The 25,358-nt window shown below is 65.8% G+C and carries 31 protein-coding genes, 1 tRNA gene and 1 pseudogene; 20 read left to right on the forward strand and 13 right to left on the reverse strand.

Features of this window, described 5'->3' with window-relative positions:
* The first annotated feature begins 87 nt into the window (after nt 1-87).
* The 9 genes from KNW02_RS16130 to rplQ all read left to right on the forward strand — a co-directional run bounded on the left by KNW02_RS16130 (nt 88) and on the right by rplQ (nt 6,819).
* On the forward strand, nt 88-756 hold the full coding sequence (locus tag KNW02_RS16130; protein WP_216034276.1) for a phage protease: 669 nt from the start codon (nt 88-90) through the stop codon (nt 754-756).
* A gap of 135 nt (nt 757-891) precedes the next feature.
* Nucleotides 892-1,221, forward strand: coding sequence for a hypothetical protein (locus KNW02_RS16135; RefSeq protein WP_216034277.1), 330 nt, complete (start codon nt 892-894; stop codon nt 1,219-1,221).
* A gap of 311 nt (nt 1,222-1,532) precedes the next feature.
* Nucleotides 1,533-2,009, forward strand: coding sequence for a 50S ribosomal protein L15 (rplO, locus tag KNW02_RS16140; protein WP_216034278.1), 477 nt, complete (start codon nt 1,533-1,535; stop codon nt 2,007-2,009).
* A 108-nt stretch (nt 2,010-2,117) separates the two neighbouring features.
* The gene (gene secY / locus KNW02_RS16145) at nt 2,118-3,488 is read left to right on the forward strand and encodes a preprotein translocase subunit SecY (protein ID WP_216034279.1); all 1,371 of its coding nucleotides are present in this window, start codon (nt 2,118-2,120) and stop codon (nt 3,486-3,488) included.
* Between the two features lie 38 nt (nt 3,489-3,526).
* Nucleotides 3,527-4,177, forward strand: a complete 651-nt coding sequence (locus KNW02_RS16150) for an adenylate kinase (protein ID WP_216034280.1) — start codon at nt 3,527-3,529, stop codon at nt 4,175-4,177.
* 210 nt (nt 4,178-4,387) lie between these two features.
* A complete protein-coding gene (gene rpsM / locus KNW02_RS16155; protein ID WP_216034281.1) occupies nt 4,388-4,756 on the forward strand; it encodes a 30S ribosomal protein S13 in 369 nt (122 codons plus the stop codon).
* Between the two features lie 12 nt (nt 4,757-4,768).
* Nucleotides 4,769-5,158, forward strand: coding sequence for a 30S ribosomal protein S11 (gene rpsK, locus KNW02_RS16160; protein ID WP_216034282.1), 390 nt, complete (start codon nt 4,769-4,771; stop codon nt 5,156-5,158).
* Between the two features lie 115 nt (nt 5,159-5,273).
* Nucleotides 5,274-6,290: a DNA-directed RNA polymerase subunit alpha gene (locus tag KNW02_RS16165; RefSeq protein WP_216034283.1), complete on the forward strand. Its 1,017-nt coding sequence runs from the start codon at nt 5,274-5,276 to the stop codon at nt 6,288-6,290.
* Nucleotides 6,291-6,405: 115 nt separating this feature from the next.
* A complete protein-coding gene (gene rplQ / locus KNW02_RS16170) occupies nt 6,406-6,819 on the forward strand; it encodes a 50S ribosomal protein L17 (RefSeq protein WP_216034284.1) in 414 nt (137 codons plus the stop codon).
* A gap of 42 nt (nt 6,820-6,861) precedes the next feature.
* Here the strand turns inward: rplQ and KNW02_RS16175 are convergent, their stop codons facing one another.
* Nucleotides 6,862-7,065, reverse strand: a complete 204-nt coding sequence (locus KNW02_RS16175) for a hypothetical protein (RefSeq protein ID WP_216034285.1) — start codon at nt 7,063-7,065, stop codon at nt 6,862-6,864.
* A 96-nt stretch (nt 7,066-7,161) separates the two neighbouring features.
* On the opposite strand from KNW02_RS16175, the gene KNW02_RS16180 reads away from it, so the two are divergent.
* The 8 genes from KNW02_RS16180 (at nt 7,162) to KNW02_RS16215 (ending at nt 13,797) form a co-directional block, all read left to right on the forward strand.
* The gene (locus KNW02_RS16180; RefSeq protein ID WP_216034286.1) at nt 7,162-7,773 is read left to right on the forward strand and encodes a helix-turn-helix transcriptional regulator; all 612 of its coding nucleotides are present in this window, start codon (nt 7,162-7,164) and stop codon (nt 7,771-7,773) included.
* 63 nt (nt 7,774-7,836) lie between these two features.
* Nucleotides 7,837-8,427, forward strand: a complete 591-nt coding sequence (locus KNW02_RS16185) for an acyl-homoserine-lactone synthase (RefSeq protein ID WP_216034287.1) — start codon at nt 7,837-7,839, stop codon at nt 8,425-8,427.
* A gap of 61 nt (nt 8,428-8,488) precedes the next feature.
* Nucleotides 8,489-9,805, forward strand: coding sequence for a replication-associated recombination protein A (locus KNW02_RS16190; RefSeq protein WP_216034288.1), 1,317 nt, complete (start codon nt 8,489-8,491; stop codon nt 9,803-9,805).
* 31 nt (nt 9,806-9,836) lie between these two features.
* Nucleotides 9,837-10,211, forward strand: a complete 375-nt coding sequence (gene crcB, locus KNW02_RS16195) for a fluoride efflux transporter CrcB (protein WP_216034289.1) — start codon at nt 9,837-9,839, stop codon at nt 10,209-10,211.
* Nucleotides 10,208-11,257, forward strand: coding sequence for an RluA family pseudouridine synthase (locus KNW02_RS16200; RefSeq protein WP_216034290.1), 1,050 nt, complete (start codon nt 10,208-10,210; stop codon nt 11,255-11,257). The genes crcB and KNW02_RS16200 overlap by 4 nt, the downstream gene beginning before the upstream one ends.
* Nucleotides 11,254-11,910 (forward strand): HAD-IA family hydrolase, encoded by a 657-nt coding sequence (locus tag KNW02_RS16205; RefSeq protein WP_216034291.1) that lies wholly within the window; start codon nt 11,254-11,256, stop codon nt 11,908-11,910. The genes KNW02_RS16200 and KNW02_RS16205 overlap by 4 nt, the downstream gene beginning before the upstream one ends.
* Nucleotides 11,907-12,620: an ATP12 family chaperone protein gene (locus KNW02_RS16210; protein ID WP_216034292.1), complete on the forward strand. Its 714-nt coding sequence runs from the start codon at nt 11,907-11,909 to the stop codon at nt 12,618-12,620. Before KNW02_RS16205 ends, KNW02_RS16210 begins: the two co-directional genes overlap by 4 nt.
* Nucleotides 12,621-12,783: 163 nt before the next feature.
* Complete coding sequence (locus KNW02_RS16215; protein WP_216034293.1) at nt 12,784-13,797, forward strand: amino acid ABC transporter substrate-binding protein; 1,014 nt, start codon at nt 12,784-12,786, stop codon at nt 13,795-13,797.
* A 19-nt stretch (nt 13,798-13,816) separates the two neighbouring features.
* Here KNW02_RS16215 and KNW02_RS16220 read toward each other — a convergent pair whose 3' ends face one another.
* The 11 genes from KNW02_RS16220 to rpmH form a co-directional block, all read right to left on the reverse strand.
* A complete protein-coding gene (locus KNW02_RS16220) occupies nt 13,817-14,335 on the reverse strand; it encodes a SixA phosphatase family protein (protein WP_216034294.1) in 519 nt (172 codons plus the stop codon).
* Entirely contained in the window at nt 14,332-14,964 is a 633-nt protein-coding gene (locus KNW02_RS16225; RefSeq protein WP_216034295.1) for a ferredoxin, read from the reverse strand. Before KNW02_RS16225 ends, KNW02_RS16220 begins: the two co-directional genes overlap by 4 nt.
* Nucleotides 14,954-15,853, reverse strand: coding sequence for an acetylglutamate kinase (argB, locus tag KNW02_RS16230; protein ID WP_216034318.1), 900 nt, complete (start codon nt 15,851-15,853; stop codon nt 14,954-14,956). The genes KNW02_RS16225 and argB overlap by 11 nt, the downstream gene beginning before the upstream one ends.
* 63 nt (nt 15,854-15,916) lie before the next feature.
* Nucleotides 15,917-16,567: a ribosome biogenesis GTP-binding protein YihA/YsxC gene (yihA, locus tag KNW02_RS16235; protein WP_216034296.1), complete on the reverse strand. Its 651-nt coding sequence runs from the start codon at nt 16,565-16,567 to the stop codon at nt 15,917-15,919.
* Complete coding sequence (locus tag KNW02_RS16240) at nt 16,564-17,325, reverse strand: MOSC domain-containing protein (RefSeq protein ID WP_216034297.1); 762 nt, start codon at nt 17,323-17,325, stop codon at nt 16,564-16,566. Before KNW02_RS16240 ends, yihA begins: the two co-directional genes overlap by 4 nt.
* Entirely contained in the window at nt 17,322-19,175 is a 1,854-nt protein-coding gene (gene yidC, locus KNW02_RS16245; RefSeq protein ID WP_216034298.1) for a membrane protein insertase YidC, read from the reverse strand. The genes KNW02_RS16240 and yidC overlap by 4 nt, the downstream gene beginning before the upstream one ends.
* A 147-nt stretch (nt 19,176-19,322) precedes the next feature.
* Complete coding sequence (locus KNW02_RS16250; protein ID WP_216034299.1) at nt 19,323-20,630, reverse strand: GGDEF domain-containing phosphodiesterase; 1,308 nt, start codon at nt 20,628-20,630, stop codon at nt 19,323-19,325.
* A gap of 85 nt (nt 20,631-20,715) precedes the next feature.
* Nucleotides 20,716-21,561: a tRNA 2-thiocytidine(32) synthetase TtcA gene (gene ttcA, locus KNW02_RS16255; protein WP_216034300.1), complete on the reverse strand. Its 846-nt coding sequence runs from the start codon at nt 21,559-21,561 to the stop codon at nt 20,716-20,718.
* On the reverse strand, nt 21,551-21,814 hold the full coding sequence (gene yidD / locus KNW02_RS16260; protein WP_216034301.1) for a membrane protein insertion efficiency factor YidD: 264 nt from the start codon (nt 21,812-21,814) through the stop codon (nt 21,551-21,553). Before yidD ends, ttcA begins: the two co-directional genes overlap by 11 nt.
* On the reverse strand, nt 21,811-22,197 hold the full coding sequence (gene rnpA, locus KNW02_RS16265; RefSeq protein ID WP_216034302.1) for a ribonuclease P protein component: 387 nt from the start codon (nt 22,195-22,197) through the stop codon (nt 21,811-21,813). Before rnpA ends, yidD begins: the two co-directional genes overlap by 4 nt.
* A 71-nt stretch (nt 22,198-22,268) precedes the next feature.
* Complete coding sequence (gene rpmH, locus KNW02_RS16270) at nt 22,269-22,403, reverse strand: 50S ribosomal protein L34 (RefSeq protein ID WP_028725980.1); 135 nt, start codon at nt 22,401-22,403, stop codon at nt 22,269-22,271.
* Nucleotides 22,404-22,661: 258 nt separating this feature from the next.
* Between rpmH and KNW02_RS16275 the strand changes: the two genes are divergently transcribed.
* Together KNW02_RS16275 and KNW02_RS16280 are read left to right on the forward strand one after the other, a co-directional pair.
* A complete protein-coding gene (locus KNW02_RS16275; protein WP_216034303.1) occupies nt 22,662-24,083 on the forward strand; it encodes a sensor histidine kinase in 1,422 nt (473 codons plus the stop codon).
* Between the two features lie 84 nt (nt 24,084-24,167).
* Nucleotides 24,168-24,244, forward strand: a tRNA-Arg gene (locus KNW02_RS16280).
* Nucleotides 24,245-24,321: 77 nt separating this feature from the next.
* Here the strand turns inward: KNW02_RS16280 and KNW02_RS16285 are convergent.
* On the reverse strand, nt 24,322-24,780 hold the full coding sequence (locus KNW02_RS16285; RefSeq protein WP_216034304.1) for a TraM recognition domain-containing protein: 459 nt from the start codon (nt 24,778-24,780) through the stop codon (nt 24,322-24,324).
* Here KNW02_RS16285 and KNW02_RS16290 point away from each other — a divergent pair.
* Nucleotides 24,750-25,127, forward strand: a pseudogene (locus KNW02_RS16290) (transposase); the annotation flags it as partial. The gene KNW02_RS16285 and the pseudogene KNW02_RS16290 overlap by 31 nt on opposite strands.
* Nucleotides 25,128-25,358 lie beyond the last annotated feature (231 nt).

Consider the following 25,358-nt stretch of genomic DNA (forward strand, 5'->3'; position numbering starts at 1 on the left):
CCGAAACGTCCGGGAATGGTTTGCGGCCCGCAACCAGTTCGCCATAATGTTCGGCGAGCGCTTCGCCGCTTGAGTATCTGAAACTGCATGGGCCGGATCAGATACACAGAGTTCCTGACACTCCCGACCGGCCGCGCGGCCGAGATGATCGCCAACCGCGAATACCGGTTCCTGTCGCCCGTCCTGCACTATCACCCGACCACCGGGCAGGTCCTGCGCCTGATCGGAGCGGGCCTTGTCCACCGCCCCAACCTCGCCCTGACCGCCCTTTCCGAACAGGAGATGACCATGCCCGACCCGCTTGAGGAACCCGCGCCCACCGATCTGTCGCGCATCGCCGCAGCCCTCGGCCTGGACGAAGCCGCCGATGCCAATTCGATCCTGACCGCGATCAATGCGCAGACGGCGCCCGATCCGGCGCGCTATGTCCCCATCGAGGCCGTGGCCGATCTGCTGAAGCAGCGCAACGGCGCGGCCGGCGACAACGCCGCACGGGCGGCCGAAGCCAAGGTCCAACAGGCGATGGATGCGGAATACCTGACACCGGCCATGCGTGACTGGGCCATCGCGCTCTGCACCCAGAACGAAGCGAGCTTCGACAGTTTCGTGACGACCGCCACGCCGGCCTATGCCCACCTGCTTCGCCCGAGCCGCTTGCACGATGCCAGCCCGGACGTGCGCGGGCGCAAACCGGCCAGCGCCGATGAACGGGCGATCTGCGAACAGCTCGGCCTGTCGCCCGACGATCTGAAATAGGAATATGCGCCGTTACTCGGCATTCCGGCGCATCGTCGCCGCCCTGTTCCGGTTCAGGCTCGATGCCAGACATACGGGCGGAAAAGGGGCGGCGACACCCATCTGCGCGGCTTCAAACTCCTTGCGCGGCCGCCGATGATTGACCTCCTAACCGAGATTGACACGGTCCGCGCCGAAATCGAGGTGATGCGCGGAACACTCGCCCGGCTTGAAGCCGCGCTTGAACAGCTGCGCGGCGCGGCACTGCAACATTCCCTGTCACAGCTTCCGCCATGCGATGTGCCGTCGACCGAACACCGTCGCGCCCACCGCTCGGGCCGCCCAGCGATCATCGACACCGACCCCGAGCTGCAAGCCTTCATCCTCGCCCGCCTCGACCGGCTGACCTATCATCAGGTCGCCGCCGCCATCGCCGAACACTTCCCGCCCGACCGCCATATCAGCCACGCCACCGTCCATCGGTGAGCGCAGAAACGCCGCTAACCCACCTTGCGACGGCCCGTGACGATATCGGATAAGCGCGAGAAGTTTATGGGTCTTAACGCATCAAACCCTTTTGGACAGGGTATCAGGAGTTTTGGGATACAACACCCCTCGCCATCGCGGGACGCAAGACCAGGGGCGATGATCCGTGGGGCACCCGTGTCGCCTTGACCGGACCCGCCGGCTTCGCTATCAGCGCGCGGTACCCGCAACGGGTGCGACTCAACGAAGCAAGAAATGCCGTGTCCGTCCCATCATCGCTTCGGGGACGTGTCCGGCCAAGGAGAAGCGACATGAAACTGCATGAAATTCGCGACAATGACGGCGCGAACCGCAAGAAAAAGCGCGTGGCGCGCGGTCCCGGCTCGGGCAAGGGCAAGACCGCCGGCCGTGGTATCAAGGGCCAGAAGTCGCGGTCGGGCGTGGCGCTGAACGGCTATGAAGGCGGCCAGATGCCGCTCTATCGCCGCCTGCCGAAGCGCGGCTTCACCAAGCCCAATGCGAAATCCTTCGCGGTGGTCAATCTGGGCCAGCTGCAGGTCTTCATCGACGCCGGCAAGCTGGATGCCTCGGCCGATGTGACCGAGGACGCGCTGGTCGCCGCCGGCGTCGTGCGCCGCAAGCTGGATGGCGTGCGCCTGCTGGCCAAGGGTGAGCTGAAGGCGGCGCTGAACATCGCCGTCACCGGTGCGTCGAAATCGGCCGTCGAGGCCGTCGAGAAGGCCGGCGGCAAGGTGACGCTGCCCGCGGCAGTCGCGGCGGCGGAATAAGCTGTTGAACGGGGCCTCCGCGCCCCATAGATAGCGAACAGGTTTTCCTGGCGCCGCCGGTCCCCGGAAACGGGCCGGCGGCGCTGTCATGACACGGGACGGATAGATATGGCGTCAGCCGCAGAACAGATGGCCGCGAACCTCTCATGGGGGGCGCTCGGGAAGGCCACGGAACTTCGCCAGCGCATCTGGTTCACGATCGGGCTTCTGATCATCTATCGCCTGGGCACCTATATCCCGGTGCCGGGCATCGACGGCGCCGCCCTGCGCAACTTCATGGAGCAGGCGCAATCGGGGATCGGCGGGATGCTGTCGATGTTCACCGGCGGTGCCCTGGGGCGGATGGGCGTCTTCGCACTGGGCATCATGCCCTATATCAGCGCCTCGATCATCGTGCAGCTGCTGGCCTCCATGGTCCCCGCGCTCGAGCAGCTGAAGAAAGAGGGCGAGCAGGGCCGCAAGAAGATCAACCAGTACACCCGCTATGGCACGGTGGCGCTGGCGCTGTTCCAGGCCTACGGGCTTGCGCGCAGCCTCGAGGCCGGTGGGCTGGCGCATGATCCGGGCCTGTTCTTCCAGGCCTCGGCGGTCATCACCCTGGTCGGCGGGACCATGTTCCTGATGTGGATCGGCGAGCAGATCACGGCCCGCGGCATCGGCAACGGCATCAGCCTGATCATCTTCGTCGGCATCGTGGCCGAGATTCCGGCGGCACTGGCGAATTTCTTCGCGCAGGGGCGCTCGGGCGCGATCTCGACCCCGGTGATCCTGGGCGTGATCGTGATGATCGTCGCGGTGATTGCCTTCGTCGTGTTCATGGAACGCGCGCTGCGCAAGATCCGCATCCAGTATCCGCGCCGTCAGGTGGGGATGAAGATCTATGACGGCCAGTCCAGCCACCTGCCGGTCAAGGTGAACCCGGCCGGCGTGATCCCGGCGATCTTTGCCAGCTCGCTTCTGCTGCTGCCGGTCACGATCTCGACCTTCTCGGGCAATCAGACCGGGCCGATCATGTCGACGCTGCTGGCCTATTTCGGACCCGGACAGCCGCTTTACCTGCTGTTCTACGCGCTGATGATCGTCTTCTTCACCTATTTCTACACCCAGAACGTCAGCTTCAAATCCGATGATGTGGCCGAGAACCTGAAGAACCAGGGCGGCTTCATTCCGGGGATCCGGCCGGGCAAGCGGACCGAGGAATATCTGGACTATGTGGTCAACCGGGTGCTGGTGGTCGGTGCGGCCTATCTGACGGCGGTCTGCCTGCTGCCCGAGGTGCTGCGCAGCCAGTGGTCGATCCCCTTCTATTTCGGCGGGACATCGCTTCTGATCGTGGTCTCGGTGACGATGGACACGATCAACCAGGTGCAAAGCCATCTTCTGGCCCACCAGTACGAAGGCCTGATTGAGAAATCCCAGCTGCGTGGTAAACGCAAGCCGGGAAGCGCAAAGCCGCGCCGGGCACCGTCCCGGCGCTGATACGGCCGACAATACGACCAGCCAAGGGGACAGACATCATGACGATCAACATCATTCTTCTGGGGCCTCCGGGCGCCGGCAAGGGCACGCAGGCGCGCAAGCTGGTGGATGAGCGGGGCATGGTGCAGCTGTCCACCGGCGACATGCTGCGCGAGGCGCGCAGCTCGGGCACCGAGATGGGCAAGCGCGTGGCCGAGGTGATGGACCGGGGCGAACTGGTCACGGACGAGATCGTCATCGGCCTGATCCGCGAAAAGCTGGCCGAGGGTGGCAAGGGCTTCATCTTCGACGGCTTCCCGCGGACGCTGGGGCAGGCCGATGCCCTGGGGGCGCTGCTGGACGAGACCGGCATGAGCCTCGATTCGGTGATCGAGATGCGGGTCGATGACGAGGCGCTGGTCAATCGCATCACCAAGCGCTTCACCTGCGGCAATTGCGGCGAGGTCTATCACGACGAGACCAAGCCGACCGCCAAGCCGGGCGTTTGCGATGTCTGCGGCTCGACCGATCTGAAGCGCCGCGCCGATGACAACGAGGACAGCCTGCGCACCCGCTTGCTGGAATACTACAAGAAGACCTCGCCGCTGATCGGCTATTACCATGCCAAGGGCAAGCTGGCGCCGGTGGACGGGCTGGGGGCCATGGACGATGTCGCCGCCGAGATCGCCGCGGCGCTGGACGGGAAGTGACCCCGGGGAAGCCTTGATCCGCTTGTCAAGTGATTTCTGCGCGCCTGCCCTTGACGGGGCAGGCGCCTGCCTTTAGATCACGACTTCTCGCAAGAGAATCACCCGAATCCATCGGGTGGACCATGGACTGGCCCGAAGGCATGGCTTTCGGGCCTTACGTTGTGAAAAAAGGTTCCGGGGTTACGGAACCGCAACCGAAAAGGATAACGCGTGGCTCGTATTGCTGGCGTCAACATTCCGACGGGGAAACGTGTCCCCATCTCTCTGACTTATATCCACGGTATCGGCCCGATGTTCGCCGAACAGATCTGCGAGGCCGTCGGCATCGACCGCGCCCGCCGCGTGAATGATCTGTCGGATGCCGAAGTGCTGCAGATCCGCGAATATATCGACGCGAACCTGACCGTCGAGGGCGACCTGCGCCGCGACACGCAGATGAACATCAAGCGCCTGATGGACCTGGGGTCCTATCGCGGGCTGCGTCACCGCCGCGGCCTGCCGGTCCGCGGTCAGCGCACCCACACCAATGCCCGCACCCGCAAGGGCCCGGCGAAGCCGATCGCCGGCAAGAAGAAGTAAGGGGGACCGGACATGGCACGCGACAAGACCCGCATGAAGCGCAAGGAACGCAAGAACATCGCCGCCGGCGTGGCGCATGTGAATTCCAGCTTCAACAACACCAAAATCCTGATCTCGGACGTGCAGGGCAACGCGATCGCATGGTCGTCGGCCGGCACCATGGGCTTCAAGGGCTCGCGCAAATCGACCCCCTATGCCGCACAGATGGCCGCCGAAGACGCCGGCCGCAAGGCGCAGGAACACGGCGTGAAGACGCTGGAGGTCGAGGTGCAGGGCCCCGGTTCGGGCCGCGAGTCGGCGCTGCGCGCGCTGGCCGCCGTTGGCTTCAACATCACCGCCATCCGCGACGTGACGCCGATCGCCCATAACGGCTGCCGCCCGCCCAAGCGTCGCCGCGTCTGATTTCGGATCAATCTTTTCCGGACCGCGCATCATCCGCGCGGTTCGGGTTTTCGCATTTTACCTCGGGCGTTGCCGACCTTGGTCATGGGCCGGCAACTAGAATGGAGGCCAAGCCATGATCCACAAGAATTGGGCCGAACTGATCAAGCCGACGCAACTGGTTGTCAAGCCGGGCGCAGACGCGACACGTACCGCAACCCTGGTGGCCGAACCGCTCGAGCGCGGCTTCGGTCTGACGCTGGGCAATGCGCTGCGCCGGGTGCTGCTGTCCTCGTTGCAGGGTGGCGCGATCACCTCGGTTCAGATCGACAATGTTCTGCATGAATTCAGCAGCGTGGCCGGCGTCCGCGAGGATGTGACCGACATCGTTCTGAACCTGAAGGGCGTGACCCTGCGGATGGATGTCGAGGGACCGAAACGGCTGGCGCTGAGCGCCAAGGGGCCGGGCGAGGTCAGGGCCGGCGACATCCAGGAAACCGCCGGGATCACCGTCCTGAACCGCGACCACGTCATCTGTCATCTGGACGAGGGCGCAGAGTTCAACATGGAGCTGACCGTTGCCACCGGCAAGGGCTATGTCGCCGCCGACAAGAACCGCCCCGAGGATGCGCCCATCGGCCTGATCCCGATCGACGCGATCTTCTCGCCGGTCAAGCGCGTCAGCTATGAGGTCACCCCGACCCGCGAGGGGCAGGTGCTGGACTATGACAAGCTGACCATGAAGATCGAGACGGATGGTTCGCTGACCCCGGAAGACGCGGTGGCCTATGCCGCGCGCATCGTTCAGGATCAGCTGTCGGTCTTCGTCAACTTCGACGAGCCGGAATCCTCGAACCGTCAGGACAGCGACGACGGGCTGGAATTCGATCCGCGCCTGCTGAAGAAGGTCGACGAGCTGGAACTGTCGGTCCGCTCGGCCAACTGTCTGAAGAACGACAATATCGTCTATATCGGCGACCTGATCCAGAAGACCGAGGCCGAGATGCTGCGGACCCCGAACTTCGGCCGCAAGTCTCTGAACGAGATCAAGGAAGTGCTGTCGGGCATGGGCCTGCATCTGGGCATGGATGTCGTCGACTGGCCGCCGGAGAATATCGAGGATCTGGCCAAGCGTTTCGACGACCAGTTCTGAATTCGGGCAGGGTGGGGCAGGACCCCACCTTCCCACCCGGGCATCCCGCCCCAAGGAGAGCGGCCCGCACGCATGGACCGCCGGACAAAGCAAAAGACGTCAAAGGAGACCCATCATGCGTCACGCCCGCGGCTATCGCCGTCTGAACCGCACCCACGAACACCGCAAGGCGCTGTTCGCCAACATGGCCGGCTCGCTGATCGAGCATGAGCAGATCAAGACCACGCTGCCCAAGGCCAAGGAACTGCGCCCGATCGTCGAGAAGCTGATCACGCTGGCCAAGCGCGGCGATCTGCACGCCCGCCGTCAGGCCGCCGCCCAACTGAAGCAGGACGCGCATGTCGCGAAGCTGTTCGAGGTTCTGGGCGGGCGTTACAAGGAACGTCAGGGCGGCTATGTCCGCGTCCTGAAGGCCGGCTTCCGCTATGGCGACATGGCCCCGATGGCGATCATCGAACTGGTTGACCGCGATCCCGCCGCCAAGGGCGCCGGCGACCGCGCCCGGATCGAGGCCGAAGCCGAGGAATGAGTGCCTCGGAAGCCCCCTGATATCAGGGGGCTTGCAAGCGAATCACATGCCCCGCTGCGCGATCGGCGGGGCATTTTTGTTGCCGAGCCACGAGTTGAAGGGAATTGCAGGATCGGCAAGTCGCTGCAAAAGAGCCACGCCGACCTCGCGCCGTTCTGCGGCGTTCAGGAGCCCGGCTTGCTCGAGCGCCAGCAATTGCTGGCGCATATCTTTCGGCAGGAGGGACGTCGCGTCGGACTTGATCATCGCTAGAACTCCGGCACAATTAACAGACTAGCAACAAAAATGTTCCATGTTTACTTTGAACGTTGACGGCCACCAACGCAATTTGTCTAAAAAGTCATGTCCTCACGCGCAGACATAAACGCCGGTTTACGGAAACTGGGCAAGTTCGCCCCGTCAGGCTACTTCGTTGGCCTGCATATCCGTTTTGCCGCGCCGCTGATGCAGTTTCAGACCTATGCCGAAGAGTGGTCAGAGTTCTATTCGCAGAACGGCTATGCGCTTCGCGACCCGACCATCGCCTGGGGGTTTTCCACCACGGGCTCCTGTCGCTGGTCCAGCCTGCCGATCCCGGACCCGTTCAACATCCTGAAGGACGCGGCCGATCACGGTCTGATCTTCGGGTTGACGGTGTCCTACGGACCCATCAATTCCCGCACCATCGCCAGCTTCGCGCGCGATGATCGCGAGTTCACGGATGACGAGATCACCGACATCTCGGCAACGGTACGACGGCTTCACGACATCACGGAGCCGCCGGCGAGCCTGACAAAGGCTCAGAAAGAAGCCCTTCGTTGCATCGCGGAGGGCGATCGTCACGCGGCAGCGGCAGCCAAACTTGGTATTACCGAAAGCGCGTTCAAGGCGAGGCTGATCTCGGTCCGGGAAAGACTGAAGGCCAGAACCACCGCCGAGGCGCTGCAACGGGCCAAGGAATACCGACTGCTCTAGAGGCGTTCGCCCAGGGGAACCGTGAGGCAGTGGGGGATACCTCACACCCCAGGAGTACGTAATATGCAGACGACCACCCTTTCATTCTCGAACCTCCACAACCACGGCGAGCTTTTCGCCAACCTGTTTCGTGCCCGCAAGCAGAGTTTCATCGTTCAGAAGAACTGGGACCTGCCCGAGGCCGACGACATGGAGTTCGACCAGTACGACACGCCGCAGAGCCGCTGGATCGCCATCCACGACAAGGGCGAGGTCATGGCCGGCATCCGCCTGACGCCGACCACGGCGCGCTGCGGCATCTACAGCTACATGATCCGCGATGCGCAGAAGGGCATCCTCGGTGGCTCGATCCCGCAGGATCTGCTGTTTGAAGAGGCGCCGGTGGACGAACACACCTGGGAATGCTCGCGTGTCTTCGTCAGCCATTCGATCCCGCAGATGTACCGCCGCAAGGTGCATTTCAAGATGGTCGAGGCGATGACCGGATCGGCGCGCGAACTGGGCGCCACCCGGCTGATCGCGCTGACCGGTGCCAACTGGCCGCGCTGGTATGGCCGCTGCGGTCTGGAAGCCGAGGCCATCGGCCGGGTGATGTGGATCGACGACGGCGACTTCCAGTGCGTGTCGATCAACCTGGCGGGCAAGATGCACTGATCCGGCAGGACGGCGGAAGGGGCTGTTCGCCCCCCGGCGGTGGCCCTAGTATGGCGCCGTCATGGCCGATCTGTTCGATACAAGCCCGTCCTCCAGCCCGCCGCCGTCCCCGGCGGTAAGGCCCTTGGCCGATCGCATTCGCCCGGTGCGCATGAGCGATGTGATCGGCCAGGACAAGGTTCTGGGACCGGACGGGCCCCTGGGGTCGATGCTGGCGTCGGGAAGCCTGTCCTCGCTGATCCTGTGGGGACCGCCCGGCGTCGGCAAGACCACCATTGCCCGGCTTCTGGCAGACGAGACCGATCTGGCCTTCGTCCAGATCAGCGCCATCTTCACCGGCGTTCCCGATCTGCGCAAAGTCTTCGAGGCCGCCAGGCTGCGCCGCCAGCAGGGTCGCGGCACGCTGCTGTTCGTCGACGAGATTCACCGCTTCAACAAGGCGCAGCAGGACGGGTTCCTGCCGCATATGGAGGATGGCACCATCCTTCTGGTCGGCGCCACGACCGAGAACCCCTCGTTCGAACTGAACGCCGCGCTGATGTCGCGGGCGCAGGTGATCGTGCTGGAGCGCCTTGGCCCTGCCGATCTGGAGCGTCTGGCCCGGCGGGCCGAGAAGGAACTGGACCGCAAGCTGCCGCTGACCGCCGAGGCGCGCGCGGCGCTTCTGGAGATGGCCGATGGCGATGGCCGCGCGGTGCTGAACCTGATCGAGCAGGTGGCGGCATGGAAGACCGACAAGCCGGTCGATGCGCCCGCCATGGCCCAGCGGCTGATGCGGCGGGCGGCGAAATACGACAAGTCCGGCGACGAGCATTACAACCTGATCTCGGCCCTGCACAAATCCGTGCGCGGCTCGGACCCGGACGCGGCGCTCTACTGGCTGGCGCGGATGCTGGAGGGCGGCGAGGATCCACGCTATCTGGCCCGCCGCATCACCCGCATGGCGGTCGAGGATATCGGCCTCGCCGATCCGGCGGCAGCCCGGCACTGTCTGGACGCCTGGGCGATGTATGAGCGTCTCGGCAGCCCCGAGGGCGAACTGGCCCTGGCGCAGGCGGTGATCTATCTGGCGCTGGCGCCGAAATCCAACGCCGGGTACGTGGCCTACAAGGGCGCACGCGCCGAGGCGAAGCGCACCGGCAGCCTGATGCCGCCCGCCCATATCCTGAACGCGCCGACGAAGATGATGAAGGAACAGGGCTACGGCGCGGGCTATGCCTATGACCACGATGCCGAGGATGGCTTTTCGGGCCAGAACTATTTCCCCGACGGCATGAAGCGTCCGGTCCTCTATCTGCCGGTCGAACGCGGCTTCGAGCGCGAGTTGAAGAAGCGCCTCGACTGGTTCGTGAGCCAGCGCCTGAAGCGCGGCGGTTGACTTTGCGCGCGGCCCGCCACATTGACGCGCCATGATGAATCCCTTCCTTCAGGTGGCGCTTGGCGGCGCGGTCGGCGCGACGGCGCGCTATGCCGTCTATCGTGCCATCCCGCTGCACGGGCCGGGCTTTCCGGTCGCAACCGGCGTGGTCAATGTCGCCGGCAGTCTGCTCATGGGCCTGCTGGCGGCCTTCATGGCGCATCGCTGGAACAGTGATTATGCGCCGCTGCTGCTGGCCGGTGTGCTGGGTGGGTTCACCACCTTTTCCGCCTTCTCGCTGGACGCGCTGACCCTGTGGGAGCGCGGGCAGGCGATCGGCGCGCTGGTCTATGTTCTGGCCTCGGTCGTGCTGTCGCTGGCGGCGGTGATCGCCGGGCTGGCCCTTGGCCGGGGGGTGTGGGCATGAGCGGCGTCCAGACCATCCGCGTGGGCGCGGACGAGGGCGAGCAGCGTCTTGACCGCTGGCTGAAGAAGCGGTTCCCGCAACTGACCCAGGGCGCGGTCGAGAAGATGTGCCGCACCGGACAGTTGCGTGTCGATGGCGGGCGGGTGAAGGCCGCGACCCGGATCGAGACGGGGCAGGAGGTGCGGGTGCCGCCTCTGCCCGATGCCCAGCCCGTGCCGGCGAAGGCCGCAGAGCCGCGCATCACCGACAGCGATCAGCAGATGATCCAGGCGGCGGTACTGTGGAAGGACCAGCATATCATCGCGCTGAACAAGCCGCCGGGCCTGCCGTCGCAGGGCGGCAGCGGGCAGGGCAGCCGCCATGTGGACGGGCTGACCGGGGCGCTGATGTTCGGCTACAAGGACCGGCCCAAGCTGGTGCACCGGCTGGACAAGGATACCTCGGGTCTGTTGCTGCTGGCGCGGACCGACCGCATCGCCCGCGCGCTTTCCGAGGCGTTCCGGGCGCGGACCACGCGCAAGATCTACTGGGCGGCGGTCGCGGGCGTTCCCAGCCCGCGCATGGGCACGATCCGCTATGGGCTGGTCAAGGCGCCGGGGCACGGTCGCGGTGGCGAGGGCGAGAAGATGATCGCCGTCCATCCGCGCGACATCGACGCGACCGAGGGCGCCAAGCGCGCGACCACCGATTATGCCGTGCTGGATGCGCTTGGGACGCGGGCCAGCTGGTGCGCGCTGGTGCCGATCACCGGGCGCACCCATCAGCTGCGCGCGCATATGGCAGAACTGGGCCATCCCATTGTCGGGGACGGCAAATATGGCGGCTCGGGTCAGGAAAACCTGGGCGATGGCTGGGGCGCGCAACTGGGTGGAGAGATCAGCCGCAAGCTGCACCTGCACGCCCGCAGCCTGTCTTTCGACCACCCGGTCACGAACCGGCGCATCACCCTGACCGCGCCCTTGCCCGACCATATGCAGCGGACATGGAAGGCCCTTGGATGGCACGAGCATGACGTGCCCGAGGATCCCTTTGCGGAGGACGCATGAGGCTGGTTGTCTTTGACGTGGACGGGACGCTGGTGGACAGCCAGCACCATATCTGCCGGGCGATGGACATGGCCTTCGAGCATGCCGGCCTGACGCCGCTGCCGCGGCCGCAGATTCTGGGCATCGTCGGACTGTCACTGCCGGTCGCGGTGGCACAGCTTGCGCCCGAGGCCGATCCGCCGACCCAGGCGCGTATCGTCGCGGGGTATCGCGCGGCCTTTCAGATGAGCCGGATGACCGAGGAGGCGCCGCTCTTTCCCGGTGCGATGGCCTGCCTAGATGGGTTGTCGGCGCGCGATGACATGCTGCTGGCCGTGGCCACCGGCAAGTCGCGGCGCGGCCTCGACGCGATGATCGAGGCGCATGGGCTGGTGGGGCGGTTCGTGTCCCTGCAGACGGCCGACGATCACCCCTCGAAGCCGCACCCGGCGATGCTGCTGGCCGCGATCGCCGAGGGCGGCGTCGAGGCCGGGCGGGCGGCGATGGTCGGCGACACATCCTTCGATATCGAGATGGCGCGCGGGGCCGGGGCGACGGGTTTCGGCGTCGCCTGGGGTTATCACCCGGCCGCGGCGCTGGAACAGGCCGGCGCCGCGCTGGTGGCGCCCGATTTCCCGGCGCTGACCGCCGCCATCGAGGACTGGGCGCAATGAGTGAATGGAAGGCGCGGCGGTTCTGGAAGGCCGCCGATATCCGGACCGCCGGCACGGGATGGGAGGTTGCGCTGGATGGGCGCCCGGTCCGCACGCCGGGCAAGCAGCCGCTGATCCTGCCGACCGCGGCGCTGGCCCGCGCGGTGGCCGGCGAATGGGATGCGCAGACCGAGGCGATCGATCCGAACACGATGCCCCTGACCCGCGCGGCGAATTCCGCCATCGAGAAGGTCGCCCCGCAATTCGCCGGTGTGGCGGCGATGCTGGCCGATTACGGCGGCACCGATCTGCTGTCCTACCGGGCCGAACAGCCCGAGGAACTGGTGCGGATGCAGGCCGAGGGCTGGGATCCGCTGATCGACTGGGCGGCGACGGAACTGCGCGCGCCCCTGCGGATCACGCATGGGGTGATCCCGATTCCGCAGGATCCCGAATCGCTGACCCGGCTGCGCGCCGAGGTCGAGGCGCTGGACGTCTTCGGGCTGACGGCGCTGCACGATCTTGTGACCCTGCCGGGCTCTCTGGTCATCGGGCTGGCGGTGCTGCGCGGCCGGATCGAGGCCGAGGAAGCCTGGCATCTGTCGCGCATCGACGAAAAATTTCAGGCCGCCCGCTGGGGCGAGGACGAAGAGGCGCGACTCACGGCGGAAACCCGGCGCGCGGCCATTCATTCGGCTGCGCGGTTCTGGCACCTGTCGCGCGTCGGTTGAATATTTGGCTGTGGCAAGGGCTCGCTTGACCTGACCGGCTGGATCGGCACAATGTCGCCTATCTTGAGCCGCGCCTTGGCCGACGGACCGGGCGAGCGACCGTCGATGTCGTCAATGGGCACGGGCAGGGATGCAGGCTCGAAGACCCGAAAAAGGGGCAGGTATGTATAGAAGCGTTGTACTCGGCGCAGTGATCGTCTCCGGGTTATCGATGGCGGCTTCGGCGGATGTCCTGACGGATGTCCGGTCGCGCGGGGAACTGGTTTGCGGGGTCAATGCCGGGCTTGCCGGATTCGCGGCGCCGGACGCGAATGGCAACTGGACCGGGTTCGACGTGTCTTTCTGCAGGGCCGTCGCGGCGGCGGTGCTGGGCGACCCGTCCAAGGTCAAGTTCGTGCCGATGGATCCGGAACGCCGCTTCCAGCAGTTGCAGGACGGCGAGATCGACCTTCTGGCGCGCAACTCGACCTGGACCTTTTCGCGCGACACGGCGCTTGACCTGGAATTCCCCGGGGTCAGCTATTACGACGGCCAGGGTTTCATGGTCCGCAAGTCGCTGGGGGTCACTTCGGTCAAGGAACTGGACAGCATCCCGATCTGCGTCCAGAGCTCGTCGACCACCGCGCAGAACCTGTCGGATTATTTCCGCGTCAACGGCATGGTGCTTGAGCAGATCGACATCGCCGGCGCCGCCGAGGGCGAGCGGAGTTATGCGGCGGGCGATTGCGAGGCCTATACCGGGGATGCGTCGGGGCTGGCGGCGGCGCGCGCGGCTTTTGCGGATCCTGAAAACCACATCGTTCTGCCCGAGATCATCTCGAAGGAACCCCTGGGTCCGGCGGTGCGCCAGGATGACGGGCGCTGGACGGATATCGTGCGCTGGACGCTCTATGCGCTGATCGCGGCCGAAGAATACGGCGTCACCTCGAAGAATATCGAGGAACTGGTCAAGGCATCGGGCAACCCCGAGGTGCAGCGGCTGCTGGGGGTCAGCGACGATCTTGGCGTGATGCTGGGACTGGACAGGGACTGGGCGCGTCGCGCCATCCAGGCCGTCGGCAATTACGGCGAGATATTCGCGGCCAATATCGGCGAGCAGACGCCGATCGGGCTGGCCCGCGGTCTGAATGCGCAATGGACGCAGGGCGGGCTGCTCTACGCGCCGCCCTTCCGCTGACGCATCGCGGGGTGGCGGCTCAGCGGCGGCCGTCGAGGCGCACGAAATCCATGACGCTGCCTTCGCCGGGTCGGACATCGGCCCAGCTGTCGATCTGGAAATCCACGACCAGCGTCGCCGCGGTCGGATAGCGGCGAAAATCGGGGTCCAGCGGTGGCCGTGCGGGCAGGAGCGCCGCGAATTCCGAGATTCCGGGGTTGTGTCCGATCATCATCACGGTGGGATGGCTGGCCGTGCGCAGGATCGTCAGCATCTTGTCCGGCCCGGCATGATAGAGGCCGGGCTCGATCCGCAGCAGCGGCCTGACCTCCAAGGGCGCACCGGCGACCATCGTCCAGGTCTCCTGCGTGCGCCGGGAGGACGAGCACAGCACCTCCTCGGGCTCATAGCCACGGCTGGCCAGCCAGTCCCCCAGGGCGAGTGCCGAGCGGCGGCCGCGATCATTCAGCGGCCGGTCGTGATCGGCAAGCGTCGGGTCGTCCCAGGCCGATTTGGCGTGGCGGGTCAGGATCAGCCGTCGATGTCCAAAGGGGGTCATGGGTGGAACTGCCTCATATGCCAAGCCGATTGTTCGCGCAGCCTGCCACAGCCTTTGCTGATCGGGCAAGCACGTCTGACACGACACCCCTCACTGATGCAATTACGCCCCTCGGGCCGGTCCAGCCAGCCATGGCAGAGGGCGGTGTCATAACCCTCAGCGGTGAAGGCATTGACCGGACAGGCCGTCAGACAGGGACGCGGGCAGTCGTGGCAGGGAGGCTCTGCGGCGGGCATCGTTGGCGCCGGTTGCTGCGGCAGGATCACCGCCCCGCGAAAGCTGATGAACAGGCCCATCCGGTCATGGATCAGCATGCCGGTGGGTGAGGACCAGCATCGTCCGCTGGCCAGCGCCCAGCCGATGAAGGGGGCGAAGGGCGGCCCGTCCGAGGGAAAGACCGCGCGCCCGCCGATCTGCGCGGCCCAGGGCCGGATCAGGTGCTTCGACCAGCGGTCCAGAGGGTCGGCCTGGCCGTCCCGGAATTCGGGCGCGGCGGTGAAGATCCGCCAGAAGTCCGGCTCGTCAGGGGCGATCAGAAGAACCGTGTCATCGCCATCCGCGCATTGGCCGGCGACGACCAGGCCGCGGGGCGGCGTCAGTTCGTCGCCGGGTGCCCCGTCACAGCCCATCCTCGCCCTGCCGCAAGCCGCGCGGCTTGACCCGCGGCTCGGTCGTGCGGATCAGGCTGCCGGCGCCATGTTCGGTGAACAGTTCCAGCAGACAGGCATTGGGCACGCGGCCATCAAGGATCACCACCGCGCGCACGCCCTCCTCGATGGCCTTCAGGGCCGTTTCGGTCTTCGGGATCATGCCGCCGGCGATCTGGCCGTCGGCGATCATCGCGCGCACCTGATCGGGATGCAACTGCGTCACCACCTCGCCCGAGGCGTCCTTGACGCCGGCCACATCGGTCAAGAGCAGCAGCCGGTCGGCCTTCAGCGCCCCGGCCACGGCGCCGGCAGCGGTGTCGCCGTTGACGTTGAAGGTCTCGTTATCCTCCATGCCGGTGGCCACCGGGGCGATCACCGGGATCATCCCGGCGGCATAAAGGTCGCGGATGATCTGCACGTTCATCTCGATCGGGCGGCCGACGAAACCCAGTTCCGGGTCGTCGGCCTCGCAGACCATCATGTCGTCATCCTTGCCGCTGATGCCGACCGCGCGGCCGCCGGCATCGTTGATGGCCTGCACGATGCGCTTGTTCACAAGCCCCGACAGCACCATCTCGACCACCTCGACGGTTTCCTTGGTGGTGACCCGCTTGCCGCGCACGAAATGGCTTTCGATGCCCAGCTTGTCCAGCAACTGGTTGATCATCGGCCCGCCGCCGTGACAGACGACCGGGTTCATGCCGACCTGCTTCATCAGCACGATATCGCGGGCGAAATCGGCCATCGCGTCGTCGTCGCCCATCGCGTTGCCGCCGAACTTCACCACCACGACCGCGCCTGAATAGCGCTGCAGATAGGGCAGAGCTTCCGACAGGGTGCGAGCGGTGGCGATCCAGTCCCGGTTCATGTTCTGCTTTCTCATCCTTGCGACCCCCGAAAGTTGGCTGGGACCCTAGGGCGCATCCGCGGGTCAGTCCAGCCCGGCAATGATGGCGCGCAGCGTGGCGATGCCCTGACCCTTGTCCGAGGAGGTGACGACCAGTTGCGGGAAGGCCGCGGGATGTTTCTGCAACTCGTCCTCGACCTGCGCCAGCACCGGCTTGATGGCGTTCGGGCCCAGCTTGTCGGCCTTGGTCAGCACCACCTGGAAGGGCACGGCCGAGCGGTCCAGCAGGGTCATGATCTCGTGATCCACCGGCTTGATGCCGTGGCGCGCATCGATCAGGCAGAAGGCGCGGCGCAGGGTCGGCCGCCCGGCGAGATAGCTTTTCAGCAGCGCCTGCCACTTCGCCACCACCGCAACCGGCGCCTTGGCGAAGCCGTATCCGGGCAGATCGACCAGATAGGCCTGTTCGCCGAGGGTGAAATAGTTGATCTCCTGCGTCCGGCCGGGCGTGTTCGAGGCCCGGGCGATGCCCTTGCGCCCGGTCAGCGCGTTGATCAGGCTGGACTTGCCGACATTGCTGCGCCCGGCGAAACAGACCTCGGGCCGGTCGGCCGGGGGCAGACCGTCCATGGCGACCACGCCCTTGAGGAAATCCACCGGGCCGGCGAACAGCAGGCGCGCGGCCTCGGCCGCCTCGGCCTCGGGTTCGGGGGCCAGCGGGAAGGCGACCTTCATGCCGCGACCTCGTCGCCAAGGGCGATCTCGCCACCGGTGACGACCTCGGCATAGATGCCGAAATCGGTGCTGCCGTAATGGCGCTCCAGCGTCTCGATCATGTCGATATCCATGCTTCCGGTCTCAGTATCGGCGCTGGTTGCCGCACAGCGGCCGATCTGGTCGGTGACGCGCAACTCGACCTCGCCGATCCGGATGATGTGGCCGGCCATGCCCGCCTCGGCAAAGGGTTCCCAGCCGTCGATCCACAGATTGCCGCGCCAGCGCCGAATGCCCAGCGGTTTGCCCGCCCGCTGTTCCAGATCGGCCAGACTGCCAAGCGACAGGATCGAGATCCAGGGCCACTTGCTGTCGGTCCAGATCGCGGCCCCGCGCACCAGCCGGGTCGGGGCCGGGGCATCGGCGGGCCAGAGCGGGCGCAGCCAGTCGATCAGCCGCACGCCCTCGGTTTCCGGGTCGAAGACCAGATCGGGGCGCGCCGGATGGCGCAGCGCGATCCGGCTTTCCTGCCAGCCGCCCGTGACGGCCTGCAGCGGTGCCGAGGAAACGCCGCGCAGAAAGCAGGATTTCGGCAGCCAGCGATCCGGCTCGCCGCCGGTCTGGCTGGCCTGCGCATTCCGCTCGCCCGCCTCGGTCAGCACCGCCCATTCGCGGTCGCCGGGCAACCGCCGCGCGGCCCTCAGGCTTGCGCGCTTCAGCCCCTCGCCGCCGATCGCCTTGATCGGATGGCGGCGGATATGGGCCAGGCGCGCGGTCACTTGTCCTTGCCCCGTGTGGCTCCCTTGCGGCCCGACCGCGAGGGGATCGACGACTTGATGTTGCCGAACAGGTCGGGACGGTGCCCGTGCATGGACATGATCGTGTATTGCTGGATGATGGTGATGACGTTGTTGGTGATCCAGTACAGCACCAGCCCCGAGGCGAAACCGCCCAGCATGAACATGAACACCCAGGGCATCCATGCAAAGATCATCTTCTGCGCCGGGTCGGCCGGGGCGGGGTTCAGCCGCTGCTGCATCCACATGCTGATGCCCAGCACGATGGCCAGCGCCGGCAGCGACAACGAGTGCAGCAGGGTCCCCTGCGCCGGCGCGGCATAGGGCAGCAGGCCGAACAGGTTCAGCAGGCTCGAGGGATCGGGCGCGCTGAGGTCGCGGATCCAGCCCACCCAGGGGGCGTGGCGCAGTTCGATGGTGACGAAGATCACCTTGTAGAGCGAGAAGAAGATCGGAATCTGCAACAGAACCGGCAGGCAGCCCGCGGCGGGGTTCACCTTCTGGGTCTTGTAAAGCTCCATCACCTCTTTCTGGTATTTCACCCGGTCGTCGCCGGTGCGCTCCTTGATGGCCTCCATCTCGGGCTGCAATTCCTTCATCTTCGCCATCGAGACATAGGATTTGCGCGCCAGCGGGAAGACCAGCAGCTTGAGGATGAAGGTCAGTGCGATGATCGCCCAGCCCATGTTGCCGATCAGGCCGTTCAGCCAGTGCAGCAACTGGAAGATCGGCTTGGTCAGGAAATAGAACCAGCCCCAGTCGATCGAATCGATGAAACGCTGGATGCCGGGCGTTTCCTCATAGCCCTTGATGACCTCCCAGACCTTCGCGCCGGCGAACAGATAGCCGCGCGAGGTCAGTTCGGCACCCGGCTGCACCGTCTGCAGCGGATAGCGTGCCTCGGTCTGGTAGATGTCGGCGCCCTCGGCATATTTCACCACGGCGGTGAAGGCATGGCCGGGCGCGGGCGCCAGCGAGGTCATCCAGTATTTGTCGGTGAAGCCGATCCAGCCATTCTCGTTGACCGGGATGACATCGGCGCGGCCCTCGCGGGCGACGGGGTCAAGATCGGCGATGTCGTCGTAACCCAGTTCCAGCAACTCGCCGTCATGCATGCCGACTGCGCCTTCATGCAGCACGAAGAAGTTCTGCGTGTCGGGCTGGCCGTGCCGGGCGATGATGCCATAGGGTGCGGCGCTGAAGGCCGCGTCGCCGTTGTTGGTCAGCGACTGCGAGACGGTGAACAGATAGTTGTCGTCCAGCTCGAACACGCGGCGGAAGACCTGCCCGGCGCCATTGTCCCAGATCAGCGTGACCGGCTGCCCCGGGGCGAGGCTGTCGCCCGATTCGACCTGCCAGATGGTGGCGGGGCCGGGAACCAGTGCCGGGTCGATGCCCGGACCCGAGGTCCAGCCATAGACGGCGTAATAGGGCTTTGCGCCGGCGGTTTCGATCGCCGGATCGGCGGTCGCCGAGGACGGCGACAGCAGCCGCACATCGGGGGAATCCGGGTTCAGGGTTTCCTGGAACTTGGTCAGCAGCAGGTCGTCGATACGGCCGCCGGCCAGCGAGATCGACCCGGCCAGCGAGGGCGATTCGATCGTCACGCGACCGGCCCGCGGCGTGTCGGCGCCTGCAGGCCCGGCGCCCAGATCGGCGGTCGCGGTGGACGGCCCGGGCGCGGCCGTGCTGCCACCCGCACCCTGTTCGGCGACCGGCTGCGGGGCCGGTTGGTCGGCCGGGGGATCGGGGGCGAAGACGGTGTACCAGATCAGGATCACCAGAAACGACAGCACCGTCGCCAGGATCAGATTGCGGTTATTGTCGTCCATGCCCTCACCACTGTCATCGCGTCAGTCGCGCCGGTTCAACAGAAGGGGGCATCAAAGGTCAAGCATCTTTGGCAAGAACCGGCCCCATCGACCTGAAAATCCGCGACAGAAGCGAAGAAAGGGGCGGTCGAGAACGGGGCCAGGCGATCAGCCGGCATTGCTGCGCGGCACGGCGGGCAGGGCGCCCCGGTGCCTGGCGTGATCCAGCAGGAAATCCAACGTTTCGCTCAGCGGCATTGGCCGGGCGATGGCGTAGCCCTGGACCTCGTCGCAGCCCATCTGGGCCAGAAAGGCATGTTCCTCGCGGCTTTCCACGCCTTCGGCCAGGGCCGAGATGCCCAGCCGCTCGGCCAGGGCGAGGATGGCGAGGATCATCCGCTGTTGTGCGTCGTCGATGTCGCAGCCCATCACGAAACTGCGGTCGATCTTGATCCGGTGCACGCCGAACTGGCGAATCGCGTCAAGGCTGGCATAGCCGGTCCCGAAATCGTCCAGATCCAGCCTGCAGCCCGCCCGGGAAAGCGCCGATATGTTGGCCCGAACGGCCGGGCTGCTGGTCACCGGGGCGACGCTTTCCAGCACCTCCAGCACCAGGCGGTCGGGCCGGACATCCTGACGGTCCAACTCCCACAGCAATCCGGCGGCGAAGCCGGGATCGGACAGTTCGGAGTTCGAGATGTTCAGCGACACCGTGGGGACCTGCCAGCCCGCCGCGTCCCAGGACCTCAGCGCGGCGATGGCCTGGCGCAGCATGGCCAGGGTCAGGGCCTTGTGATCCTGTTCGCCCATCCGGGCCATGAAGCTGCCCGGCAGCAACAGGCCGCGGGTCGGGTGCTGCCAGCGTGCAAGCGCCTCGAACCCCGTCACTTCCCCGGAATGGCAACTGATCTGGGGCTGGAAATAGGCCGTGATCTGACCCGCCGCTGCCGCCTCGGCGATGGTCGCGGGCAGATCGGGCGCCTGGATTTCCGAATCGTGGTCGAAAAGCGCGATGGTTCCCAGCCGTTCGGCGGCGAGGTCATCAAGGCGGCTTCGGGCGCTGCGCAGCATTGCGACGGGGTCGCGCGGGATCGCGTTCCCGGCATGGACCAGCACGCCGCTGAGCACCGGCGTCACCGACAGGCCGGCGACCGGCACCAGCTTCTGCGCCCGGTCCTGCAGCCGCCGGGCGATGCGCATCGCCTCCTCCTCCGAGCGGTTTCTCAGGGTGATGCCGAACAGGCCCTGGGCGATGATCTGCACCGGGTCGTCGGGCCGGATGGCGCGGCTGAGCCGCATCGAGAGCTTGACCAGAAGATGACTGAAGCCGGCCTTACCCAGATGCTCGGCCAATGGTTCGACATTCTCGAGCCGCAGCAGCAGCACGCTCTGCGCCCCGGCTGCCTGCAAGGTAGAGTCTGCCGGTCCCATCGCCCGCCACAGCGCCTGCCCGGATTGTCTCAGCTTCGCCCACATAGCCGCCCTTTCGCGTGTCATCGCAACAGGATCTAGGCAAGAAGGCTTTGTACCCGGTTAATGCGGGCGGGATGCGAAGCGAAAACTAGGACAAAGTTGAACGATCCGGAAACAGTCCCTGAAAGTCGAACAGTTTCGGGTCCAGCAGATGCGAGGGGCGGATGTTCATCAGCGCCCTGAACATCACCTGCCGGCGCCCGGGCGAACGCGCCTCCCATTCGTCCAGCAGTTTCTTGACCTGGACACGCTGCAACCCTTCCTGACTGCCGCACAGGTCGCAGGGGATGATCGGGTAGGCCATGGCGCGGGCGAAACGGTCGCAATCCTCCTCGGCCACATAGGCCAGCGGACGCAGGACGGTCAGATCGCCCTCCTCGTTCAGCAGCTTGGGCGGCATGGTGGCCAGCCGCCCGCCATGGAACAGGTTCATGAAGAAGGTTTCCAGAATGTCGTCGCGGTGATGGCCCAGGACGACGGCGGAACACCCTTCTTCGCGGGCGATGCGATACAGGTTGCCGCGCCGCAGCCGCGAACAGAGCGCGCAATAGGTGCGCCCCTGCGGGATCTTGTCGGTGACGATGGAAAACGTGTCCTGATATTCGATCCGGTGCCTGACCCCGCGCTGGCTGAGGAATTCCGGCAGCACGGTGGCCGGAAAGCCGGGCTGACCCTGATCGAGATTGCAGGCCAGCAGATCGACCGGCAGCAGGCCGCGCCATTTCAGTTCGTGCAGCACCGCAAGCAGGGTATAGCTGTCCTTGCCGCCCGACAGGCAGATCAGCCAGCGATCACCCTCGCGGATCATGCCGAAATCCTCGATCGCGGCGCGGGTCTCGCGCACAAGGCGTTTGCGCAGCTTGCGGAACTCGGTCGTCGAGGGCGCGCCGGCGAACAGCGGGTGGATTTCGGACTCGTCGGAATCATCCAGCATCGGAATGCCTTTCGGGATCATCATGCATATCTGCGCCGGGAACCGGATCGAAGCCATGCCCGCCCCAGGGATGGCAGCGGGCGATGCGACGCGCGGCCAGCCAGCCACCCCGGATCGCGCCGTGACGCTCCAACGCCTCCAGCGCATAGGCCGAGCAGGTCGGCTGGAAGCGGCAGCCATGCCCGACCCAGGGCGAGGCGACCAGCCGATAGGCCCGGACCGGCAGCGCCAGAAGATGGGCCAGCGGGCTCATTGATGCACCTTCTGCAGGGCGCGGGTCAGATCCTCGCAAAGCGCGGCGAAATCGCGGCTGATGGTGGCGCCGGGGCGGCCGACCAGCACATAGTCCCAACCCGGACGTGCCGCCGGTGGCAGGCGCAGCCGCGCGACCTCGCGCAGCCGGCGCTTGGCGCGGTTGCGCGTCACCGCATTGCCGATCTTCTTCGAACAGGTAAAGCCGACCCGCGCCGGCCCGTCATCGCCGCGGTTACGGGCCTGCAGCAGAAAGCCGGGCATGCCTTGACGCCGCGCCTTTGCAGCCGCCAGGAAATCGGCGCGGCTGGTCAGGACGGGCGGCAATCCCCGGCGGGGGGGCGAGACGCGAAATGCCGCCTTGCCGGCATCCTTCGGCTGCATGTCAGCATCTGGATGGGGCAGGGGCGGCATCACCAAAGCCTTGTACCGGCAGCGCAAGCCGCCGGGTGCGGTCAGGCCGACAGGCGCTTGCGGCCCTTGGCGCGGCGGGCGTTCAGCACGCGGCGGCCGCCCTTGGTGGCCATGCGGGCGCGAAAGCCGTGACGGCGCGCACGAACGAGGTTCGAGGGTTGGAAGGTGCGCTTCATGGTCGGTCTCCGGGTCTTAGCTTGCGGGTGGCGGCCGAAGGGGGCAGGATGAATAAACCCGCCCCGCGCGGACGCGCCGGTTGTTTGAAGCCCGCTGGATAGTGCAGAGCGGGGGTGGCGTCAACCGCCCAGACCTGCCTTTATAGCAGCAGTGATTTCGATCTCGGCACGGAACCGGGCCGGGATCACATTCGTTTGATCTGCAATTGCCGATTTGCCCGCATGATACGGGCGCCACGGCGACACGACCCGGGCAAGATGCGACTGAATACGATTTCCGGCCGATTCGCTGCGCTGACGATCCTTTTCGTCATGCTGGCTGAGTTGTTCATCCTGCTGCCCGCGCTGGCCAGCTTTCGGCTGGACTATCTCGAATCCCGGCTCGAGCGGGCGCAGATCGCCAGCCTGGCGCTGCTGGCCACCGATGAATCCCTGGCCAGCGAGCTTGAATCCGAACTGCTGCAGAATGCCGGTGTATTCAACGTCGTGCTGCGTCGCGACGACATCCGCCAGTTGGTGCTGTCCTCGCCGATTCCGGGGCCGGTGGCGGCAACCTATGACCTGCGCGAGGAAGGCGTCGTGCAGACCATCGACGATGCGCTGTGGACATTGTTCGACAACCGGGACCGTGTGATCCGGGTGATCGGTGCGCCCGTCAACCAGGCCGGACAGCTGATCGAGATCACCATGCCGACCGCGCCGCTGCGCACTGGAATGGTGGATTACGGCCTTCGCCTGCTGGTCATGTCGGCGGCCTTCTCGATCCTGACGGCGGTGCTTCTGAACCTGGCGGCGCAGCGCCTGATCCTGGTCCCCATCCGGCGCGTCATCAGCCACATGTCGGCCTATGCCAGCGCCCCCGAGGATCCGCAGAACATCATCGCCCCGAATGCCCGACTGGCCGAACTGCTCGAGGCGGAAACGGCGCTCGAGTCGATGCAGAAGACCGTCACCTCGTCGCTGAAGCAGAAGCAGCGCATGGCGCAGCTGGGTGAGGCGGTGGCCAAGATCAGCCACGATTTGCGCAACATCCTGACCACGGCGCAGATCTTTGCCGACCGGCTCGAGGACAGTGCCGATCCGAAGGTGGTCCGGGCCGCGCCCAAGCTGCTGAACTCGATCACCCGTGCGGTCAACCTGTGCGAGACCACGCTGGCCTTCGGCAAGGCCGAGGAACCCGCCCCGAGCCTGTCGCGCTTCAACCTGTCGCATCTGGTGCATGATCTGGTCGAGGCCGAGGCGCTGGCCGCCGAGGCGGCGGCACGGGTCGAGTTCCTGACCGATATCCCGCCCAGCCTGACGATCCGCGCCGACCGCGACCAGCTTTACCGGGTGCTGAGCAACCTGGCCCGCAATGCAAGGCAGGCGATCGAGGGCACCGGCCAGCCCGGCACGGTCGAAATCGGGGCGGGCGAAACCGATGCCGGCTGGTGGATCCGGGTGGGCGACAGCGGGCCGGGCCTGCCCGACAAGGCCCGCGAATTCCTGTTTCAGCCCTTTACCGGCAGCGCGCGGAAGGGCGGAACCGGCCTCGGGCTGACCATCGCCGCGGATCTGGTGCGCGGGCATGGCGGCCGGCTGGAACTGATCCGCAGCGATTCCGGGGGCAGCGATTTCATGATCCACCTGCCGCGCGACATGGGTCCCGGCGCCAGCCGGCAGACCGCCGCGGCCAACTGAGACGACAATGCGGAAACGGGGCGCTTTTTTTCCGCTTCCCCCTTGCATCCCCTGACCCGGGGCGATAGATCACCGCCCTACGACGGACCCGTAGCTCAGCTGGATAGAGCACCAGACTACGAATCTGGGGGTCGGGCGTTCGAATCGCTCCGGGTCCGCCATTTGTTTCAGTAACTTAGAAGATGCGCTGAGTGGGACTAGGCTCATTTTAGGCTCAGAATCGTGCAAGCGATGATTTTCACGACTGCGTGTGCGGCATCTGAACAGTGAACGCCTCCGCCGTCCCCAGCTTCACCATTCCCCTCCCTCTAGGCAGTCTCTGCAACTCCCACCCCTCTAAATCCCGCTCGCCAAACACCCTCGTCAGCACCTCAGCATCCTTAGGCCCGACGCGGAAGGCGATGATGGTGCCGGTGTTGGCAAGAATCGCGTCGGTGATGGCGGTATCGGTTCCGGCGGTGCTCTGCGTCGCGAGGGTCAGCCCCACACCATACTTCCGTAGGGACGGCAGCATGTCCGCCAGTGAACGGCTGGTGAAGCTTTGGAACTCGTCGATGTATAAAGCGAAGGGGCGGCGGTCTGTGGCAGGCATGGCCTGTCGCGAATAGGCCGCATTGGCGATACTGGTGATGAAAAGGCCACCAAGGACATTGGCGGTGTCGGCGCCAACCCGACCGTACCCATGCCGGCGAGACATGGCGCAAGGTGGCCGAACAGTTGCGATCCCGCTGGCCAAAGCTGGCCGATCTGATGGACGACAGCGAGCATGATGTGCTGGCCTACATGTCCTTTCCTCGCCAGCACCGTACCAAGTTGCACAGCACGAACCCGATCGAACGCCTGAACAAGGAGGTGAAGCGCCGCGCCGATGTCGTCGGGATCTTCCCGAACGAGGCGTCGATCATGCGCCTGATCGGCGCCGTGCTCTTCGAGCAGAACGACGAATGGCAGACCGCCAGCCGCTACATGATGGTCGAAGCCTTCGCCCAGATCGACAAGGAGGAGATCGACCCCATTCTCGGCATCACAACAAAAGCCGCCTGATCATGCCCTCAGGCCATCCGGGAAATTACACCACCTTGACGGACGTGACCCGTGCGATTATGACAAGGCGCTCTACAAGGCGCGCCATCTGATCGAGAACTTCTTTGAAAAGCTGAAACATTACAGGGCCATCGCAACCCGCTCGGACAAAACCGCAGCCGCCCTCCTCGGCGCAATCCATCTCGCAGCAGCAGTCATTTGGCTCAATTGATGACACCGCCTAACCATCAG

The organism is Paracoccus marinaquae, from assembly GCF_018860165.1.
GTDB lineage: Bacteria > Pseudomonadota > Alphaproteobacteria > Rhodobacterales > Rhodobacteraceae > Paracoccus > Paracoccus marinaquae.

Bases quoted from the DNA above. Each gene is read 5' to 3' on its own strand.
- KNW02_RS16165 (WP_216034283.1), top strand. From the start codon at position 5,274: ATGATCCACAAGAATTGGGCCGAACTGATCAAGCCGACGCAACTGGTT.
- rplQ (WP_216034284.1), top strand. From the start codon at position 6,406: ATGCGTCACGCCCGCGGCTATCGCCGTCTGAACCGCACCCACGAACAC.
- KNW02_RS16285 (WP_216034304.1), bottom strand. From the start codon at position 24,780: ATGTCTCGCCGGCATGGGTACGGTCGGGTTGGCGCCGACACCGCCAAT.
- KNW02_RS16225 (WP_216034295.1), bottom strand. From the start codon at position 14,964: ATGGGCTGTGACGGGGCACCCGGCGACGAACTGACGCCGCCCCGCGGC.
- KNW02_RS16130 (WP_216034276.1), top strand. From the start codon at position 88: ATGGGCCGGATCAGATACACAGAGTTCCTGACACTCCCGACCGGCCGC.
- KNW02_RS16250 (WP_216034299.1), bottom strand. From the start codon at position 20,630: ATGTGGGCGAAGCTGAGACAATCCGGGCAGGCGCTGTGGCGGGCGATG.
- KNW02_RS16135 (WP_216034277.1), top strand. From the start codon at position 892: ATGATTGACCTCCTAACCGAGATTGACACGGTCCGCGCCGAAATCGAG.
- yidD (WP_216034301.1), bottom strand. From the start codon at position 21,814: ATGAGCCCGCTGGCCCATCTTCTGGCGCTGCCGGTCCGGGCCTATCGG.
- KNW02_RS16275 (WP_216034303.1), top strand. From the start codon at position 22,662: ATGCGACTGAATACGATTTCCGGCCGATTCGCTGCGCTGACGATCCTT.
- KNW02_RS16185 (WP_216034287.1), top strand. From the start codon at position 7,837: ATGCAGACGACCACCCTTTCATTCTCGAACCTCCACAACCACGGCGAG.
- KNW02_RS16190 (WP_216034288.1), top strand. From the start codon at position 8,489: ATGGCCGATCTGTTCGATACAAGCCCGTCCTCCAGCCCGCCGCCGTCC.
- KNW02_RS16210 (WP_216034292.1), top strand. From the start codon at position 11,907: ATGAGTGAATGGAAGGCGCGGCGGTTCTGGAAGGCCGCCGATATCCGG.
- KNW02_RS16175 (WP_216034285.1), bottom strand. From the start codon at position 7,065: ATGATCAAGTCCGACGCGACGTCCCTCCTGCCGAAAGATATGCGCCAG.
- secY (WP_216034279.1), top strand. From the start codon at position 2,118: ATGGCGTCAGCCGCAGAACAGATGGCCGCGAACCTCTCATGGGGGGCG.
- rpmH (WP_028725980.1), bottom strand. From the start codon at position 22,403: ATGAAGCGCACCTTCCAACCCTCGAACCTCGTTCGTGCGCGCCGTCAC.
- rplO (WP_216034278.1), top strand. From the start codon at position 1,533: ATGAAACTGCATGAAATTCGCGACAATGACGGCGCGAACCGCAAGAAA.
- rpsK (WP_216034282.1), top strand. From the start codon at position 4,769: ATGGCACGCGACAAGACCCGCATGAAGCGCAAGGAACGCAAGAACATC.
- KNW02_RS16200 (WP_216034290.1), top strand. From the start codon at position 10,208: ATGAGCGGCGTCCAGACCATCCGCGTGGGCGCGGACGAGGGCGAGCAG.
- KNW02_RS16150 (WP_216034280.1), top strand. From the start codon at position 3,527: ATGACGATCAACATCATTCTTCTGGGGCCTCCGGGCGCCGGCAAGGGC.
- crcB (WP_216034289.1), top strand. From the start codon at position 9,837: ATGATGAATCCCTTCCTTCAGGTGGCGCTTGGCGGCGCGGTCGGCGCG.
- ttcA (WP_216034300.1), bottom strand. From the start codon at position 21,561: ATGCTGGATGATTCCGACGAGTCCGAAATCCACCCGCTGTTCGCCGGC.
- rnpA (WP_216034302.1), bottom strand. From the start codon at position 22,197: ATGCAGCCGAAGGATGCCGGCAAGGCGGCATTTCGCGTCTCGCCCCCC.
- yihA (WP_216034296.1), bottom strand. From the start codon at position 16,567: ATGAAGGTCGCCTTCCCGCTGGCCCCCGAACCCGAGGCCGAGGCGGCC.
- KNW02_RS16180 (WP_216034286.1), top strand. From the start codon at position 7,162: ATGTCCTCACGCGCAGACATAAACGCCGGTTTACGGAAACTGGGCAAG.
- KNW02_RS16205 (WP_216034291.1), top strand. From the start codon at position 11,254: ATGAGGCTGGTTGTCTTTGACGTGGACGGGACGCTGGTGGACAGCCAG.
- yidC (WP_216034298.1), bottom strand. From the start codon at position 19,175: ATGGACGACAATAACCGCAATCTGATCCTGGCGACGGTGCTGTCGTTT.
- argB (WP_216034318.1), bottom strand. From the start codon at position 15,853: ATGAACCGGGACTGGATCGCCACCGCTCGCACCCTGTCGGAAGCTCTG.
- KNW02_RS16215 (WP_216034293.1), top strand. From the start codon at position 12,784: ATGTATAGAAGCGTTGTACTCGGCGCAGTGATCGTCTCCGGGTTATCG.
- KNW02_RS16220 (WP_216034294.1), bottom strand. From the start codon at position 14,335: ATGACCCCCTTTGGACATCGACGGCTGATCCTGACCCGCCACGCCAAA.